The sequence below is a fragment of the Vreelandella aquamarina genome (genome assembly GCF_020075495.1).
GTDB lineage: Bacteria > Pseudomonadota > Gammaproteobacteria > Pseudomonadales > Halomonadaceae > Vreelandella > Vreelandella aquamarina_A.
Genome location: NZ_JABYQT010000014.1, coordinates 1 through 16,835 on the forward strand (window position 1 = coordinate 1; position 16,835 = coordinate 16,835).

The window sequence follows — 16,835 nt, forward strand, 5'->3', positions numbered from 1 at the left end:
GACGAACCCACCCGCCCGCTGCCGCTTGCCCACCACACCGCGGTGATCGAGCGCGGCCCGTTCACTCTGGAAGGCGATCTGGCGCTGTTTAAGCGCCACCGCGTCACCCGCCTCGTCTGCAAGAACGCCGGCGGCGACGGCGCCCGCGCCAAGCTCGACGCCGCCCACCAGCTCGGCGTGCCGGTCGTCATGATCGAGCGCCCACCACTTCCCGCCCGCCGAGAGGTGCACGGCGTCGATGACGTGCTCGCCTGGCTCGATCACGCCACTGATCGCGGCGTGTAAACCAGCGGCGCGCCGCTGCGCTCGATCAACCGCGTCTGTTTTGATCCCACGATCACCAGAGTGCGCATGTCCGCCATTTCGGGGGTGGCGTCACCAAGCGCCACCACGCGAATCGACTCTTCCGGGGTGGATACCGCGCGGGCGAAGATGATCACGCGCTCCGGCTCGCACTCATCAATCAGCACCTCCAGCGTACGCTCGAACCCTACCGGGCGGGATTTGGAGCGCGGGTTGTAGAACGCCATGGCGAAATCCGCCTGGGCCGCCAGGCGCAGGCGCTTTTCGATCAGCGCCCAGGGCTTGAGGTTGTCGGAGAGATTGATGCAGCAGAAATCGTGGCCCAGCGGCGCGCCGGCGCGGGCACTCGCCGCGAGCATCGCGGAAATCCCCGGCAGCACCTGGATATCCAGCTCACGCCACTCGGGCCTTCCCGCTTCCAGCGCCTCGAAAACGGCGCTGGCCATGGCGAACACGCCGGGGTCGCCGGAGGAGACCACCACCACCCGGCGGCCATCACAGGCCATCTCGAGCGCGGCCTCGGCGCGGCGAATCTCCTCGCGGTTGTCCGAGCCGTGGCGGGTCAGGCCCGCCCGCGGGGCCACGCGCTCGACGTAGGGCACGTAGCCCACCACGTCCGTGGCTTGGTCGAGCGCGGCGGTGACTTCCGGGGTAATCATCGAATCCGCGCCCGGCCCCAGCCCGACGATCTTCAGCCAGCTCATGGGCGCCTCCCATTGCCGTGAATCAGCACGATGGAGAAGTACGGCACTTTTTCGCCGGCATCCAGAAGCGGCACCACGCGCTGGTTCTCCATGGCGGCGTACTCGATCAGCCAGGCGTCGTCCTCGCGCCCGGCGCTTTTCAGCGCCCGGCGCAGCTTGCCCAGATGCCGGCCGATCTTCATCACCACCAGGGCGTCGGTTTGTTGGATGCGCTCACAAAGCTGCGCTTCCGGGAGTGTGGCCATCGCCACGGTCAGCACGTCGTCGCCCCAGGTGATGGGTGTGCCGGTGGCGGTCCAGGCCGCGGACATGCCGGTGATGCCCGGCACCACCTCGACCGGTACGCGACTCAAGAGCCGCGTGTAGAGATGCATGAACGAGCCGTAGAAGAACGGGTCGCCTTCGCACAGCACCACCACGCTCGCGCCCGCCTCGACCGTCTCCATGAGCTGCGCCACGCACTCCTCGTAGAAGCTAGCCAGAAGCTGGTTGTAGCGCGGGTCGTCGAACGGGATCTCGGTGGTGACCGGGTACTCCATGGCAAGCTCGGTCACGCCCTCGGCGAGCAGCCCTTCGACGATGCTGCGGGCGTGGCCCTTTTTGCCCTTCTTGCGAAAATAGGCAATGTGGGTCGCGCCGCGAATCAGCCGGTCGGCGCGCACGCTCATCAGGTCCTGACAGCCCGGCCCCAGGCCCACGCCAAATACGCTGGCCCGAGTCATTCGACGCGATCCGCCAGGGCGTTGATGGCCGCCACGGTCACCGCACTGCCGCCTAAGCGCCCGCGCACGATGCAGCCGGGAATTGCGGGGTTCTCCCACAGCGCCTCTTTCGACTCCGCCGCACCCACGAAGCCCACCGGGCAGCCGATCACCGCCGCCGGGCGCGGGCAGTGGGGGTCTTCGAGCATGTTGAGCAGATGGAAAAGTGCGGTCGGCGCGTTGCCGATGGCGACCACCGCGCCTTCAAGGTGCGGGCGCCATAATTCGAGCGCCGCCGCCGAGCGGGTGTTGGCCATTTCCGCGGCCAGCGCCGGGGTGCGTTCGTCGTTGAGCGTGCAGATCACCGCGTTGTCCGCCGGCAGGCGTTTGCGGGTGATGCCTTCCGATACCATGCGCGCATCGCACAGAATCGGCGCGCCGGCCTCGAGGGCGGCGCGGGCCTTGTTGACCATATCGCCCTGAAAGTGGATATGGGCAGCAAGCTCAACGAGGCCCGCGGCGTGAATCATGCGCACGGCGACGACCTCTTCCTCCGCGCTGAAGCGGGCGAGTTCTGCTTCGCGGCGGATGATCGAAAACGACTCCCGGTAGATCGCCGGGCCGTGGGTTTCATAGGTGTAGGGCACCCGAGTTCTCCAAAAAGTCCAATACGTCGGGCTCCGTGAGCCCGCGCGCCGCGGGGTCGCCGTCGGCGCGCTCGTCAAACAGTACATCGAAGCGCCCATCGCGGCCGGTCAGGCACACCGCCGCCGGGCGCCTGCGCGCGCAGCCCTTGGCGCAGCCGGAAACGTGCAGGCTGACTGCCTTGTGGTGTGTCAGCCGCGCGGCCATTGATCGAGTATCCACGCTTGCCTGGGCGCAAAACGGCGCGCCGGGGCAGGCGTCGATGGAAAGTCGCGGGTCGTCACCTTGAGTAATCACGTCCGGCGCGGTGGGCAGGCGCGCAGGCTCCGCGCCCTGGATCAGCAGCCGCCGCCAGGGCGTAACCCGCAGCGTGCCGTGCGCAAGCGGCGTGACCAACGCGCGAAGTGAGCCCGCCTGCACTCGGCCCAGCGCAAGCCCCACCGCTACGCCCTCGGGGTGATTGCCAAGGGTCAATATTCTACCGGCGGGCGCCGGGACGACGGTCGGGCGCGCCCAGTCGGGAAGGGATGCTGGGTGGCGGGCCATGCGCCCGGCCTCGCGCCCGCCGCTTGCCACGAACCAGCGGCACAGCCGGATGACGAGCGCCACCGCGGCTTCCGGGCTCGCCACCGGCGTGCCGCTGGCGTGGCCCTCGGCGCGCACCAAAAGCCCGCCGTCTTTGGCCCGCTCGATGCGAACATCCGCCGGGCTCTCGGTGAGTACCGGGGCGTGGCCCGCGTCCACGGCGATGCCCACCTTGGCGGGAAGCGCCGGGAATTCCTGGCCGCGGGCGCTCAAGCACTGGGCGGCGCGGTGGGTGTCGTCGCCCGGGCGCCACGTCGGCGCGAGCATCAAGGGCGGCGAGCGCTCATCCTCCTCGCGCCCGACCAGGCCACAGTCGAGCAAAAACGCCATCAGTCCCGGCCAGGTGGTTTCGCTCACCCCGCGAAGCTGGACGTTGGCGCGATTGGTGAGCTCGATCAGCCCGCTGCCGAAACGCTCGGACGCCTCGCACAGCGCCAGCGCCTGGGCACGGGTCAGTTCCCCCAGCGGCGGGCGCACGCGCACCAGCCACCCGTCGCCGGTTTGCATGGGCCGCCAGGCGCCGGGGCACCAGCCCCTTACTTGCGGCGCGTTCATGGGCCGCCTCGCTCGCGGGCGTCGTCCAGCTCCAGCAGCAGCTCCTGAAGGGCCGCGCCGTGCTCGCCGGGTTCCTGCCACAGGCCCCGCTGGGCGGCCTCGCAAAGCCGCTCGGCCATCTCCTCGAGCGCACTTGGGTTGTGCTCGCGCAGAAACTGCTGGTTGGCGGGGTCGAGCACCAGGGCGTCGCTCACCTGAGCGTACTGGTAATCGGCGACGAGATCCGTGGTGGCGTCATAAGCAAACAGGTAATCCACCGTGGCGGCCATTTCAAACGCGCCTTTATAGCCGTGCTCGCGCATGGCGTTGATCCACTTGGGATTGAGCACCCGCGAGCGGATCACCCGGGCAAGCTCTTCTTTCAGCGTGCGAATCCTGGGTACCGCCGGGTTGGCGTGGTCGGCGTGGTAGATCACCGGCGCCTGGCCGCCAAGCGCGCGGACCGCGCCCGCCATGCCGCCCTGAAAGGCGTAGTAGCTGTTGGAATCGAGAATGTCGTGCTCGCGGTTGTCCTGGTTGTGCATCACCGCATCCAGCCCCTTGATCTGGCGCTCGAAGGCGCCGCGGGCCCGGATTCCGGAGCCTTCGAACTGGCCGTAGGCGTAGGCGCCACTTGCCAGGTACGCCTCGGCGAGATCGTCCGCGTGCTCCCAGGCGCCGCTGTCGATCAACGAGTTCAGCCCCGCGCCGTACTCGCCGGGCTTGCTGCCGAAGATGCGATAGCGGGCTTCCCGGGCCGCCTGCTCGGCGCTCAGGCCTTCGTTTTGCAGCGTTTTCTGGCGCGCCATCACCGCCTGGCGGATGGTGTTGCTGTCGCCGGGCTCTTCGAAGTTCGCCACCGCCTCGACGGCGGCATCGAACAGGCGGATCACGTTGGGAAAGGCGTCGCGGAAGAAGCCGGACACCCGCAGCGTCACGTCCACCCGCGGGCGATTCAGCAGCATCGAGGGAATCACCTCGAAATCGATCACCCGCTGGGAACCCAGCGACCACCGGGGGCGCACGCCCATCAGCGCAAAGGCCTGGGCGATGTCGTCGCCGCCGGTGCGCATGGTGGCGGTGCCCCAGATCGAAAGCCCCAGCCGGCGCGGGTAGTCGCCGTTATCCTGCAGGTAGCGCTCGACGAACGCCTGGGCGGACTTTTCGCCCAGGCGCCAGGCGGCGGGCGATGGAATCGCGCGGTTGTCCACGCTGAAGAAGTTGCGCCCGGTGGGAAGCACATCCAGCCGCCCGCGGCTGGGGGCGCCGCTGGGGCCGGCGGGTACGAAAAGGCCGCCAAGGCCATCGAGCAGCGACTGAATCTCCAGCGTCACGCCGCGCTGCATGCTCGCCCACAGCCTGCGGGCAAAGCGCAGCTGCTCTGCGGTGGCGGGGTAATGGGGGGCCAGCGCCTCAAGGGAGCTGTCGCCCAGCACGTACTCGTCGACCCAGCGCTCGGCCAGGCGCTCCAGGCGCTCGCGGGTGTCCGCGCCGGTGCGCCAGGGGGCATTCAGCTGCTCGGCGAGAATAGCGGGCCTGGCGCCCTGCCACGGCTCGCTGCCGGCGGCCAGCGGGTCGATATCGAGCGCCAGATCGCGTGCCAGGTTGTGCAGCAGGCCGCGGCTTGCCGCGGTTTCGCCTCGCGGCAGGCGCAGCAGCGCCACCAGCGTGCCCGCGCGCTTTTCACGCGGCGGCGGCGCGCCCAGCACGTGCAGGCCGTGGCGGATCTGGGCTTCCTTGATATCGCACAGAAAGGTATCCAGGGCGTTGAGGATCTCGGCCTCGCACTCACCGTTCACCGCGTGGGCGAGCTCCCGGTCGATGCCGGTGTCGCGCAGGTGCGCAAGAATCTGGCTGCGAATCAGCGCCTCGCGCCGCGGGTCCATGTCCAGCGCCTGGTAGTACTCGTCACACAGCGCCTCGAGTTCCGCCATCGGGCCGTAGAGCTCGGCGCGGGCGAGCGGCGGCATCAGGTGGTCGATGATCACCGCCTGGCTTCTGCGCTTGGCCTGAGCCCCTTCGCCGGGGTCGTTGACGATGAACGGGTAAAAATGCGGCAGCGGTCCCAGCGCCACGTCCGGCCAGCACTCGGCGCCAAGCGCGGTGCTCTTGCCCGGCAGCCACTCAAGGCTTCCGTGCTTGCCCACGTGCACCACCGCCTCTACCCGGTAGTGCTCCCGCAGCCACAGATAGAACGCCAGGTAGCTGTGCGGCGGGGCGAGCTCCATGTCGTGGTAGCTCTGGGTCAGGTCATCGGCGAAATCGCGCTCGGGCTGGATACCCACGAAGGTTTCGCCCAGGCGCACGCCGGCAATCATCAGCCGGCCGCTTCGGTACTTCGGGTCGTCTTCCGGAGCGCCCCAGCGGCTCGTAACGGCGCTCTGGAGCGCCTGCGGCAGCGCTTCGAACCAGGCGCGGTACTCGTCCACCCCAATGCTCTGCCAGCAGCCGCGAATCGCAAGGCCCGCGTGGTCGTTGGTGATCGTCTCCTGGAGCAGATGAATCAGCGCGTCGCCGCTTTCGGGAATGTTCGCCACCGGGTAGCCGGCGCCTTCGAGCGCCAGCAGAATGTTGCGCGTGGAGGCCGGGGTATCGAGCCCCACGCCGTTGCCGATGCGCCCGTCCCGGTTGGGGTAGTTGGCCAGCACCAGGGCCACCCGCTTTTGCGCGTTCGGCGTGTCGCGAAGCGCCTGGTAGCGCCGGGCAAGCCTGGCCACGAACGCCGCGCGCTCGGCGTGCAGCGCGTGGTGGGTGATCGAGAGCTGGCAGCGCTCGTTGAAAAAGGCCTCCGCCTTGAAGCCGACGGCGCGGGTGATCACCCGGCCGTCCATTTCCGGCAGCACGATCTGCATCGCCACGTCGCGGCTGTGCAGCCCGGCGGCCATGCCCTGCCAGTCCTCCACCGTGCTGCTGGCCAGCATCGCCTGGAGCACCACGGGCCGGCCGATGAACAGGCTTGGCATTTCATCGTCCAGCCCATTGGTTTCATCGGCGTTGCGGTTCACCGAAAAGCTGGTGGTGTTGATGATCAGCGAGGCGCCGGTCTGCTCGATGAGATGATTGGCGAACTCGATGCACGACCCCTCCTTCAGCGAGGCCACGGCCACCGCCAGCGGCGCCAGCCCTTCGGCTTCGAGGGCGGCCAGCATGCCGTCGATCACGCCGGTGTTGGCGCCCTGCAAATGGCTGCGGTAGAACAGCAGCAGGCATACCGGCCGCTCGCCTTCATACCGCTGGCGCCACTCGCTGAGGCTGGCCGCCGGGCGGCTCGATTCACCTTGCTGCGGGGCGTAGATGACCGCCGCAGGAATCACCCTGGGCTCCTGCCAGGCAAACGCCTGCCCAAGGCAGCGACTTGCGATGAACCGCAACAGCCCTTCGGCGTTGTCCACGCCGCCTTCGCGCAGAAAACGCCACACGCGGTAGGCGTCATCGAAACCGATGCTGGACGCTTTTAGCAGCGCATCGTCCGGCGCGTCGCAGCCCGGCACCAGAATCAGCTGGCGCTCGGGTTTGGCCGCCGCCCAGGCCAGCAGGCGATCAAAGCCGTACTGCCAATACCCCTGGCCGCCCAGCAGCGACACCACCACTACCCGGGCCTTTTCCAGCACCCGATCTTCGTAGAGATCGTACGCCGCCGGCTTGATCAGGTTCATCCAGTTGGCCAGGCGCACCGAGGGGTACGCCTGCCCCAACCGCTCGGCGGCCTGAGCCAGCGCCGACAGATTGCTGTCGGCGGCGGAGAGAATGACGATCTCGGCGGGGCTTTGCTGAAGATCGACGATGCCTTCATCGTCGACGAATCCCCCGGGTTTGGCGGCAAATAGATGCATTAAGGTGCCGTGGCCGTCTCGGCAGCGGCCAGCGCCTCGTGCAGCTCGGCGCTATCGAGCTTGCGACCGATGAACACCAGCTGGGTCTGGCGCAGCTCGTCCTGGCGCCAGAGGCGGTCGAAGTAGCCGTCCAGGCGCTCGCCCACCGCCTGAATCACCCGGCGCATGGGCTTGCCAGGAATCGCGGCAAAGCCCTTGGCGCGGTAGATCTCGTGGCTTTTCAATAGCGCCTGCAGGGTGTTTTCAAGCGCCGCGCCATCCACCTCGCCCAGCGTCACCACGCAGGAGTCGAAGTGGTCGTGGGCGTGGTCGTGGTGCGCGCCTTCGGCGTGGTGCTTATCGTGATGGTTGGTAATCTTGTCGATATGCGCTTCACTGGCGGCGCCAATGCCCATCAGGGCCTCCAGCTGGGCCGTATCAGTGGCCCGGGTCTGGTCGATGAACAGCGTCTTGACCGATGCCGGCACCCGCGCCTGCACCAGCGCTTCCACCCGGGCTTTTTCATCGACGCTGAGCAGATCGGTTTTGGTCACCAGCACCAGATCCGCCGCGCTGAGCTGGTCATCCAGAAGCTCCTGCAGGCTGGGGTCGTGGTCCAGGCTGTCATCCGCCAGGCGCTGGGCGGCGACGCGCGCCTCGTCGTGGGCAAAGCGCCCGGCGGCCACGGCGGGGCCGTCGATCACGGTGATGATGGCATCCACGGTGCAGTGCTGGCGCACGTCCGGCCAGTTGAACGCCTGCACCAGGGGCTTGGGCAGCGCGAGGCCGCTGGTCTCGATCAGGATATGGTCGATATCCCCGCGCCGCTCGACGAGCTTTTTCATCACCGGCAGAAACTCTTCTTCCACGGTGCAGCAGATACAGCCGTTGGCCAGCTCATAAATGCCGTCGTCACCTTCGAGCGCCTGGCCTTCACCGGGTTCGCAGTCGAGCGCACAGCTGCGCAGCAGGCTGGAGTCGATATCCTGCTCGCCGAACTCGTTGACGATCACGGCGATCCGCTTGCCGGTGATCTGGCGCAGAATATTGGCGAGCAGCGTGGTCTTGCCGCTGCCCAGAAAACCGGTGACCACCGTGGCGGGAATTTTATTTAGCTGCATGAAAGGACTCCTCGATATGTGAGCTTGCGGCCGGGGCCTGCGCTGAATCGTTGCCGGGAGCACGGCTGAAAAGACGCGCCACCGCGGCCGGGTTATTCGGGAAAAACAGGTGCAGGTAGGTCGCGGTCAGCCGCCCGGCACGGTAGATCGGCTCGCCGGGTGCCGGGTGGCGCTGACGGCGCCCGTGGGCGATGGGCTCGGGCGTTTGCTCGGCCATGGAGCGGTGGTGGGCATGGCCGCGAATCGGCCCTTCGGGCAGCTCGGCGGTCTGCATGCCCTGGCAGCCGCGGCGGCCCCGCATGGCGCCGCGCCCCGGCAGTAAACCGAGCATGGCGTGCGTGTTCTCGGCGTAGTCGGTCAGCGTTTCCAGGCTGTACAGCAGGCCGCCACACTCGGCGAGAATGGGCTTACCCACACCAAAGAAGTCCTTGATGGCATCGCGCAGGGCGGTGTTCGCCGCCAGCGCCTTCGCGTGCAGCTCCGGGTAGCCGCCGGGCAGCCAGAGCGCGTCGCACGCGGGCAGCTCGGCATCGGCAAGCGGTGAGAAAAAGCGCACGCGCGCGCCCATTTGCGCCAGCACATCCAGGTTGGCCTGATAGATAAAGCTGAACGCCGCATCGCGGGCCACGCCTATCGTCTGCCCGGCCAGTGCCTGCGGCACCGCAGCAAGCGCCTCGGTCGGCGCACTGAAACTGACCGGCGAAAGCGTGGCCAGCGCGTCCAGCAAGCCCGCGGCTTCCAGCGCCTGTGCTGCGGCCTCGAAACGAACTTCCAGCTCAGAACGAATCTCTTCGGCCTGTACCAGCCCCAGATGGCGCTCGGGCAGTGCCAGTTCAGGGTCACGGGGCACGGCGGCCAGAAACGGTATGGCGTCAGGCAACGCGCCTTCGATCAGCTCCCGGTGGCGCTGGGAGCCGCAGTTATTGGCGATCAGCCCGGCAATCTGAATGTCGTCACGAAAGCCAGCGAGCCCCGCGACCAGCGCGGCGGCGGTCTGGGCCATGCCCTTGACGTCCATCACGATGGCCAGGGGAATGCCAAACAGCGCGGCTAAATCGGCGCTGGATGGCTCGCCGTCATGAAGGCCCATGGCGCCTTCCACCAGAATCAAGTCGGCCTCGAGAGCGGCGTCATGAAAGCGCTGGCGGCAGTAAGCCTCACCGGCCATCCATAAGTCGAGCTGATCCACCGGCTGGCCGGAGGCCTGAGCGAGTATTTGGGGGTCGAGATAATCCGGGCCGGTCTTGAACACCCGCACCACCTTGCCCTGGTTACGCAAAAGCCGCGCAAGCCCGGCGGTTAGCGTGGTTTTCCCCTGGCCTGAGGCGGGTGCCGAGATGAACAGCGCGGGGCAGCGGGCAGAGGGTGTGCTCATCAGTATTCGATCCCCGCTTGCGCCTTGACGCCGGCGCGAAAGGCGTGGCGCTCATCGTTCACCACGCTGATGGTATCGGCGATCTCCTGCAAGGGCGTTGCCATGGTGCGCCCGGTGATGATCACGTTCTGGTGCACCGGGCGGTTTCGGAGCGCCTCGACTATGGGTGCCACGTCGAGATAGCCGTACTTGAACATGTAGCTCATTTCATCGAGCACGATGAGGTCGATGGCGGGGTTTTCCAGAAGCCCCTTCGCCACCGCCCAGGCGGCCTCGGCGGCTTCGATGTCGCGGGCGCGGTCCTGGGTCTCCCAGGTGAAGCCCTGGCCCATGATCTGCCACGTAAGCCGTGGGTGGTCGCGAAAGAAGAGATACTCGCCGGTTTCCCGGCGGCCCTTGATGAACTGGATGACGGCGCCTCGCTTGCCGTGGCCCAGCGAGCGCGCCAGGGTGCCGAAGGCGGAACTGCTCTTGCCCTTGCCGTTGCCCTTCATGAGAATCAGCACGCCGCGCTCCTCGGTGGCCTTTTCGATGCGCTCGTCGACCACGTCTTTCTTGCGCTGCATGCGACGTTGATGGTCCGTCATGAAAACTCCTTGATTGGCAGTGTGCAGTAGCGTGCGTCAAGCTCCCGGGCAAGCCTTGGCCCCTGGCCGCGCTTGACCCGAGCCTGTTCGGTGTCCAGCACCAGGCAGTCGCCCAAAGGCGCCAGGCCCGTCAGGGATTCGCGGGTGCGGCCGTCGGTAATCAGGTAGGTGAGGATCGAGAGGCCGGGCTCGCGGCGCATCCACTGGCGCACCAGCTGGCCTGCCTGAACGAGCATGTCGCGCAGCGGCGTGCCGCCCCCGCCATCCGCCGAATCGAGCTGGGCCGCCAGGCTCTTGGGCGCACGCTGGCGGGGAAGCAACGAGGTAATGGTGTCATTGCCAAAGCCGAACACCGCCATCTGCTCGCGCCTCACATATGCCTGGCGGGTGAGCGACTCGATAAAGCCCTTGGCCCGGCCCAGCAGGCGCTGATTCAGGGTCGAGCCGGAGGTATCCAGCAGCACCAGATGCACCTTTGGCTGCCCGGCCCGCGCCGGGCGGTAGCAGAGTTTACGCCAGGGCCAGGCGCCGCGATTGGCGGCAAGGGTGGCAAAGGTATCCAGGCGCGGCGCGGGGGCCGGGGTGCGCTTGAACGCCCCCTGGCCTAGCTGGCGGCCCTTGCGCGCGCCGCCTTCGGCTGCGTAGTGCTGAGCGAGTGGTGGCGTGGCCGGGTCAGGTATGGCCGCCGTTTCCGCCTGCATGGCCTGGCTGACGGGCGGCATGGCGCCCCACTGCCCGGCTCCCGACTGCCCCTGGCCGCTTTGCTCCCGGCCATGGCTACCGTTCGACGGTGAGCCGCCGCTGCCGCCCTGCTCCGGTGGCGGCGGATTGTCTGGCGCGGGCGGCGCTTCTTCCTGGGTGCGCCGATGCGAAAGCACCCAGGGGGAGACGGTGTCGATATCGGTCTGATCGATGGCTTCCCCGCCCCGCCAGGCGGCGTGGGCCTGGGCGGCGCGGTGCCAGGTCACATCGGCGCGCAGGCCTTCGACGCCCGCCGCCTCGCTGCGCCTGGCGATCTGCTCGTATACCCAGTCCGGAGCGCTTATCGTGTCGAGCCGCTCACGGGCACGTTCGATGCGCTGGGTCAGCAGGCGCTGCTCGGCCTCGAAATCCGCCGTGTAACCTGCCGGGTCACGGTCGAATGCTTCGCGCTGGCGCACGATGGCGATGCGCTCTTCCACGCTGATCACTGCCGGCTGCTCCAGGCAGAGGCCGAAGCGGTCCAGCAGCTGCGGGCGCAGCTCGCCTTCGTCCGGGTTCATAGTGCCGATCAGGCCAAAACGCGCCGGGTGAGAGTGGCTCAGGCCATCACGCTCGACGATATTGACGCCGCTGGCGGCTACATCGAGCAGCAGATCCACCAGGGTGTCGGGCAGCAGGTTGACTTCATCGACGTAGAGTACGCCACCGTGCGCCTTGGCCAGAAGCCCTTCGTGAAAGGCGGCCTCGCGCTCGGTGAGCACCTTCTGTATATCCAGGCTGCCGGTCAGGCGCTCCTCGCTTGCCCCGAGCGGCAGCGTGACAAACGGCGACGGGCCTAGGCGCGTGGCGGGCAGAATGGCGGCCAGTGCCCGGGCCAGGGTAGATTTGGCGCTGCCCCGCGGGCCACTGATCAGTACCCCGCCGATACGCGGGTTGACGGCGTTGAGCAAAAGCGCCTGCTTGAGCGCGTGCTGGCCGACCACGGCGGCAAACGGGAACTCTGACACGTAAACTCCTACCGCGGTGAAAAGGCGGCGTTGGCAGCAATGAAAACAGCGGGTTGGGCAGGAGTTAAACACCTGCAAGCGACGTAGTGCACTTGAAAATTATTCATAACTGTCAAGAAGATAACGATGGAGCCAAGCGCCGAAAAAGCCTTTACAATGACCCGTTAGTATAAGGAAAGCACAAGGCCCAGGCCAGCCTGCCCTCTGCGCCCTCCCACACGCCAGGCGCTTGATGGGTTATCCTTGCGCCTTCGGCCACCCGCCGAGTTTACACCCATCGGTATCTGGAAGTGACTCCCATGACATTCATCCGCCCACACCTGAACGGGTGCTGGCTGGCCCCGCCAATGCTGCTGGCTGCGCTATTGGCGGGCACCGCCATCGGCGAAACATCGATCTCCGTCGATACGATCCTCAAGGTGCTCGCCAACCAGCTGTGGGGGGCGGAGTACGCGGTGGATCGTATCGATGCCGGCATCATCTGGAACTATCGCCTTAGCCGCGCCGTGGTGGCGGCCTGCTGCGGCGCCAGCTTGGCGCTGGCGGGCGTCGTGCTTCAGGCGCTTTTGCGCAACCCCCTGGCTGACCCTTATCTAATGGGCATTTCAGCGGGAGCTTCTACCGGCGCGGTGGCGGTCATGGTCGCGGGCCTGGGCGCGGGGGCGCTGACGCTTTCCGCCGGGGCCTTTGCCGGCGCCGGGCTGGCGTTTGGCCTGGTGGTACTTCTGGCTCACGCGGCCAGCAGCCCTACCGGCGGCGGGCGCGCCACCCAGGCCGCCGGGGCCATCATCCTGGCGGGCATTGCCGGTTCCCAGCTGTTCAACGCGCTGACCGCCTTCATCATCGCCAAATCTGCCAACGCCGAGCAGGCCCGCGGCATCATGTTCTGGCTGCTGGGCAACCTTTCCGGCGTGCGCTGGGCGGATGCGGCGCTGGCACTGCCTGCAGCACTCGGCGGCCTGCTGATCTGCCTGTGGCATCGGCGGGCGCTGGATGCGTTTACCTTCGGCGCCGACAGCGCCGCCTCCATGGGCATTGCCGTGCGCCCCATCCGCGCCTTGCTGATCATTGCCATGGCGCTGGTCACCGCCGTCATGGTTTCCATGGTCGGGGCCATTGGTTTTGTGGGGTTGGTGATCCCGCATGCCATGCGCTTTATCGTCGGCAGCCAGCATACACGCCTGGTGCCCGCTTCGGCGCTGGCGGGTGCGCTGTTTCTGATTGGCGCGGATATTCTTTCGCGGGTGATCGTACCGGGGCAGGTGCTGCCCATCGGAGTGGTTACCTCGTTGATCGGGGCGCCGGCGTTTGCGCTGATTCTGGTCAGAGGTAGAAGCGCCCCATGAACCTGAGCGCTGAAAACCTGAGCTGGCGGGTTCACGGCCATACCCTGCTCGAGAACGTTTCCCTTGCAGTAGCGTCTGGCCAGACCTTCGGGCTGGTTGGGCCCAACGGCTCGGGCAAGACTACCCTGCTGCGCCTGCTGGCAGGGCTAGGCAAACCCAAGACCGGCCGCGTGCTGCTGGGGGGTACGCCTCTGGCCAGGATGCGCCAGCGCCATATCGCCCAGTCCATCGCCTTGGTGGAGCAGCAGGCCGAAACCACTGACCGCATTCAGGTGCGCCAGGTGGTGGCGCTGGGTCGCACGCCGTTTCTCTCGGCGCTGCGCGCCTGGGCCAAAGAGGACGATGCCATCGTGGACCAGGCGCTAGTGGACGTGGATATGGCGCACATGGCAGGCAGGCTCTGGCATACGCTTTCCGGCGGCGAGCGCCAGCGCGTGCATATCGCTCGGGCGCTGGCGCAGCAGCCGAAAATCCTGCTGCTGGACGAGCCCACCAACCACCTGGATATCCGCCATCAGCTATCGATTCTCGAGCTGGTCAGGCAACTGCCCATCACGGTGATCATCACCCTGCACGACCTTAACCAGGCCATGACCTGCGACCGGCTGGGCATCATGGATGGCGGGCAACTGGTCGGCGTGGGCAAGCCCGGCGAAGTTCTCACGCCAACGCGGCTGCAGCAGACATTCGGTGTGCAGGCCGAGCTATTGGCCGGCGACAATGGCGAACAGGTGATGCGGTTCTATCACGCCTGACCCCATTAGTGCCTGGGCACGAACACCTGCTGACCGTCGATATCCCCCACCGCCAGCCGCTGCTGAAAAAGCGGCTCCAGAATCTCCGTGGTCAACAGCGCATCGCGCTCGCCAGCGCGCGCCTCGCCGCTCGGGTAGAGCAGCAGTACGTGATCGCACCAGCGCGATGCCAGGTTGAGATCGTGCAGGCACATCATCACGCTTTTACCTTCTCTGGCCTGCCCGGCCATCAGCGCCATTACGCCACTCTGGTGCTGAAGATCCAGATGGTTGGTGGGCTCATCGGCCAGCCAGATGGCCGGATTCTGGGTCAACAGCGTGGCAAGCGCCACCCGCTGGCGTTCGCCGCCGGAAAGTGTATTCACCAGGCGCTGCCCCAGGTGGGCGATATCCAGGCGCTCAAGCGCCTGCTGCGCGCGGGCATGATCGGCATGGCTCTCCTGCTGCCAGGCGGCGAGAAACGGGTGGCGGCCAATCAGCGCGGTTTCCAGCACGGTAGCGGGGAAGCTTTCCAGGCGCTCCTGAAAGACGAGCCCGAGACGTTGCGCCGCCCGGCGACGGCCCAGGCGGGCAAGCGGCGTGGCATCCAGCGTCACGCTACCCGAGCGCGGCGCGCGCAGCCCGGCCAGGGTATGCAGGAGGGTCGTCTTGCCGGCGCCATTGGGGCCAAGCACGCCCCACACCTGGCCAGGCTCGATGACAAGGTCGAGCGGCTGCGTGATTCGGTTGGGTACGTCGATCACCAACTGATGGGCAGCGAGCACTCCCATCAGCGGCTCCGGTGCAGCAGAAACAAGAACGTGGGGGCACCCAGCAGCGCGGTAATCACGCCCACCGGCAGCTGCTCCGGAGCGATCAGGGTGCGCGCCAGGGTATCGGCGAGTACCAGCAAGGTGCCGCCCGCCAGGGCGCAGGCGGGCAACAGCCGGCGCTGGTCGTTACCCACGATGAGGCGCAGCATGTGTGGCACCACCAGCCCTACGAACCCGATACTGCCGGCGGTGGTAACCGCCGTGGCCGTCAGCAGGCTGGCAAGCAGATAGATCCCCCACTCCAGCGCTCGCACGTTCACGCCAAGCGCCGCCGCCTGAAGCGAACCGCGGGCCAGCACGTTGAGACTACGCCCCAGCGGCATCAGCACCAGGCAGACACCAGCCAGCAGCAACAGCGGCGGCCAGGGCGTCCGGGCGTAGGTGAGATCGCCCATCAGCCAATAAAGCATGCCCGGCAGGCGCTCTGCCGGGCTGAGCGCGAGCATCAGCGTGATGACCGCGCCCCAGCCAGACGCCACCACGACGCCGGTCAGCAGAAGCCGGGCCGGGGTCCAGCCGCCGCGTCCATGGGCCAGCCCGAACACCAGCAGGGTCGAGAAAAGCGCCCCGATAAAGGCAGCGCCGGAGATCAGCAGTGCGCCAAGGCCCGCCAGCATGGCCGCCAGCGCGCCCACCGAGGCGCCGCCGGAAATCCCCAGTACGTAAGGGTCGGCCAGCGGATTGCGCAGCAGCACCTGCATCAGCGCGCCGGCCACCGCCAACAATCCGCCCACGGCGAAGGCGCTCAGTGCACGCGGCAGGCGCAGCTCCCAGACAAGCGTGTCGGCCAAGGGCCCGCCCTGGCCCCGCACCGCCGCCCACAGCTCACTCATCGATAGCGACGCGCTGCCCAGGCCAAGCGCCAGCAGCAGGGCCCCCAGCGCGGCAAGCACAAGCAAGCCCAGAGGCAGGCTCGAGTGGCCGCGCAGGTGCCACATTACCTGGCACCACGCTGCTGGCGTACGCTTTCCAGCTGGTCACAGAGAATCTTGGTGCCCTGCACCAGACGGGGCGTAGGGCGCTGAATCAGCGATGGCGGAACAAAGAAAAGATGATGGTTGGCAACGGCGGTCAGGTTCGGGTACTGCTCCCAGTACGTCAACCAGAGGGAGCTCTCCTCGCCCATCCCGCCGGCCACGATGGCTTCGGGGTCGGCGGCCAGCACCGTCTCGTCGTCCAGACGCGGCACCAGGCGGGGCTGCTCGCCGACCACGTTGGTGCCGCCACACAGCTGGATGACCTGACCGATCAAGTGCTGGTCATTCACACTCATCAACGGTTCATTCCATACCTGGTAGAACGTACTGACTGGCGGGCGCTCGGCGTACTGCTTTTCCAGCCTGCCCATCTGCTTGCGAAAAGCATCCGCCACGCGCTGCCCGGCCTGTTCGGTGCCCGCCAGGCGGGCCAGGCGTTCGATCGCGTTGGCCACCCCTTCGATGCTGCGGGGCTCGATATAGAACACGGCGACCCCCAGCGTTTCCAGGGTTTCCAACTGTTCGGTGGGGTTGCCACTTACCCAGCCAACCGCAAGGTCCGGTGCCAGGCTCACCAGCGCCTCGAGATCGATGCGGGTGTGGCTGCCCACTGAGACCACCGCCTTCGCCGCGGGCGGGTAATCGCTGTAGGAGACCACTGCCACGACCTGATCGCCGGCGCCGGCGGCGTAGGTAAGCTCGGTGGCGCCGGGTGAAAGCGTGGCAATGCGCCGAGCGGGGTTGTGCAGGCACACTTCCCGGTCAAGGTCATCGACCACGCAGCGCCCATGGTGATGCGCCTGCGCCGTGCCAGCCGCCAGGCACAGCGCCAGGCACAATACCCTGCCGCTCACCCGGCACGCCCGCAG

15 protein-coding genes are annotated in these 16,835 nt (G+C 67.3%); 3 read left to right on the top strand and 12 right to left on the bottom strand.

Features of this window, described 5'->3' with window-relative positions; all coding sequences use genetic code 11:
- A partial coding sequence (locus tag HW452_RS15755; protein WP_224107054.1) for a precorrin-6A/cobalt-precorrin-6A reductase occupies nt 1–285 on the top strand: 285 nt, incomplete at its 5' end.
- Here the strand turns inward: HW452_RS15755 and cobJ are convergent.
- The 9 genes from cobJ to HW452_RS15800 are packed head-to-tail and all read right to left on the bottom strand — an operon-like array spanning nt 261 to nt 12,076.
- The gene (gene cobJ / locus HW452_RS15760; protein WP_224107055.1) at nt 261–1,007 is read right to left on the bottom strand and encodes a precorrin-3B C(17)-methyltransferase; all 747 of its coding nucleotides are present in this window, start codon (nt 1,005–1,007) and stop codon (nt 261–263) included. The genes HW452_RS15755 and cobJ overlap by 25 nt on opposite strands.
- Nucleotides 1,004–1,729 carry a precorrin-2 C(20)-methyltransferase gene (gene cobI, locus HW452_RS15765; protein WP_224107056.1) on the bottom strand — a complete coding sequence of 242 codons (726 nt, stop codon included), beginning with the start codon at nt 1,727–1,729 and terminating at the stop codon, nt 1,004–1,006. The genes cobJ and cobI overlap by 4 nt, the downstream gene beginning before the upstream one ends.
- On the bottom strand, nt 1,726–2,355 hold the full coding sequence (locus tag HW452_RS15770) for a precorrin-8X methylmutase (protein WP_224107057.1): 630 nt from the start codon (nt 2,353–2,355) through the stop codon (nt 1,726–1,728). The genes cobI and HW452_RS15770 overlap by 4 nt, the downstream gene beginning before the upstream one ends.
- On the bottom strand, nt 2,339–3,493 hold the full coding sequence (locus tag HW452_RS15775) for a cobalamin biosynthesis protein CobG (RefSeq protein WP_224107058.1): 1,155 nt from the start codon (nt 3,491–3,493) through the stop codon (nt 2,339–2,341). The genes HW452_RS15770 and HW452_RS15775 overlap by 17 nt, the downstream gene beginning before the upstream one ends.
- Nucleotides 3,490–7,305 (bottom strand): cobaltochelatase subunit CobN, encoded by a 3,816-nt coding sequence (cobN, locus tag HW452_RS15780; protein WP_224107059.1) that lies wholly within the window; start codon nt 7,303–7,305, stop codon nt 3,490–3,492. Before cobN ends, HW452_RS15775 begins: the two co-directional genes overlap by 4 nt.
- Nucleotides 7,305–8,405, bottom strand: coding sequence for a cobalamin biosynthesis protein CobW (cobW, locus tag HW452_RS15785; RefSeq protein WP_224107060.1), 1,101 nt, complete (start codon nt 8,403–8,405; stop codon nt 7,305–7,307). Before cobW ends, cobN begins: the two co-directional genes overlap by 1 nt.
- Nucleotides 8,392–9,780 (bottom strand): cobyrinate a,c-diamide synthase, encoded by a 1,389-nt coding sequence (locus HW452_RS15790; protein WP_224107061.1) that lies wholly within the window; start codon nt 9,778–9,780, stop codon nt 8,392–8,394. The genes cobW and HW452_RS15790 overlap by 14 nt, the downstream gene beginning before the upstream one ends.
- Nucleotides 9,780–10,367 carry a cob(I)yrinic acid a,c-diamide adenosyltransferase gene (gene cobO, locus HW452_RS15795; protein WP_224107062.1) on the bottom strand — a complete coding sequence of 196 codons (588 nt, stop codon included), beginning with the start codon at nt 10,365–10,367 and terminating at the stop codon, nt 9,780–9,782. The genes HW452_RS15790 and cobO overlap by 1 nt, the downstream gene beginning before the upstream one ends.
- Nucleotides 10,364–12,076, bottom strand: a complete 1,713-nt coding sequence (locus HW452_RS15800; RefSeq protein WP_224107063.1) for an AAA family ATPase — start codon at nt 12,074–12,076, stop codon at nt 10,364–10,366. Before HW452_RS15800 ends, cobO begins: the two co-directional genes overlap by 4 nt.
- 299 nt (nt 12,077–12,375) lie before the next feature.
- On the opposite strand from HW452_RS15800, the gene HW452_RS15805 reads away from it, so the two are divergent.
- Nucleotides 12,376–13,422: a FecCD family ABC transporter permease gene (locus tag HW452_RS15805; protein ID WP_224107064.1), complete on the top strand. Its 1,047-nt coding sequence runs from the start codon at nt 12,376–12,378 to the stop codon at nt 13,420–13,422.
- Nucleotides 13,419–14,177, top strand: a complete 759-nt coding sequence (locus HW452_RS15810; RefSeq protein WP_224107065.1) for an ABC transporter ATP-binding protein — start codon at nt 13,419–13,421, stop codon at nt 14,175–14,177. The genes HW452_RS15805 and HW452_RS15810 overlap by 4 nt, the downstream gene beginning before the upstream one ends.
- A 5-nt stretch (nt 14,178–14,182) precedes the next feature.
- Here the strand turns inward: HW452_RS15810 and HW452_RS15815 are convergent, their stop codons facing one another.
- From HW452_RS15815 to HW452_RS15825, 3 genes are read right to left on the bottom strand one after another with little or no spacing between them, the layout of a single operon-like run.
- Complete coding sequence (locus tag HW452_RS15815; RefSeq protein WP_224107066.1) at nt 14,183–14,947, bottom strand: ABC transporter ATP-binding protein; 765 nt, start codon at nt 14,945–14,947, stop codon at nt 14,183–14,185.
- Nucleotides 14,947–15,927, bottom strand: a complete 981-nt coding sequence (locus HW452_RS15820; protein WP_224107067.1) for a FecCD family ABC transporter permease — start codon at nt 15,925–15,927, stop codon at nt 14,947–14,949. The genes HW452_RS15815 and HW452_RS15820 overlap by 1 nt, the downstream gene beginning before the upstream one ends.
- On the bottom strand, nt 15,927–16,820 hold the full coding sequence (locus HW452_RS15825; protein WP_224107068.1) for a cobalamin-binding protein: 894 nt from the start codon (nt 16,818–16,820) through the stop codon (nt 15,927–15,929). The genes HW452_RS15820 and HW452_RS15825 overlap by 1 nt, the downstream gene beginning before the upstream one ends.
- Nucleotides 16,821–16,835: the final 15 nt, after the last annotated feature.